The organism is Streptomyces sp. SID13726 (assembly GCF_010548375.1).
Taxonomy (GTDB): Bacteria; Actinomycetota; Actinomycetes; order Streptomycetales; family Streptomycetaceae; genus Streptomyces.
Genome location: NZ_JAAGLY010000196.1, coordinates 1 through 570, shown reverse-complemented (window position 1 = coordinate 570; position 570 = coordinate 1). Strand labels below are relative to the sequence as shown.

Below are 570 nucleotides of genomic sequence, written 5' to 3'. Positions count from 1 at the left end.
GCGGCTCCCCGTCGGGGGAGATCCAGACCCGCCTGCGCCTCGGCCAGTGGGACGAGGCGGTGCGGACCGCGGGCGAGCTCCAGGACGTGTTCGGGCGCGAGAATTTCTACGTCGAGCTCATGGACCACGGGCTCGACATCGAGACCCGGGTCACCCAGGACCTGCTGCGCCTCGCGGAGACGATCGGCGCGCGGCTCGTCGCGACGAACGACCTGCACTACGTGCGCGAGGACGACGCGTCGAGCCAGGAGGCGCTGCTCGCGATCAACTCCGGCTCCACGCTCGACGACCCGGACCGGTTCAAGTTCGACGGGACCGGCTACTACGTGAAGTCGGCGGCCGAGATGCGCCGCGTGTTCGCCGAGCTTCCCGAGGCGTGCGACAACACGCTGCTCATCGCCGAGCAGTGCGAGGTGTCGTTCGACACCAAGGCGAACTACATGCCGCGCTTCCCGGTCCCCGACGGCGAGGACGAGACGAGCTGGTTCGTCAAGGAGATCGAGCGGGGGCTGCACCGGCGGTACCCGAACGGGATCCCGGACGCGTCGCGCAAGCAGGCGCAGTCCGAGA

The 570-nt window shown here is 69.5% G+C and carries 1 pseudogene; it reads left to right on the top strand.

Features of this window, described 5'->3' with window-relative positions:
- A pseudogene (locus G3I78_RS47130) lies at positions 1 to 570 on the top strand (DNA polymerase III subunit alpha); the annotation flags it as partial.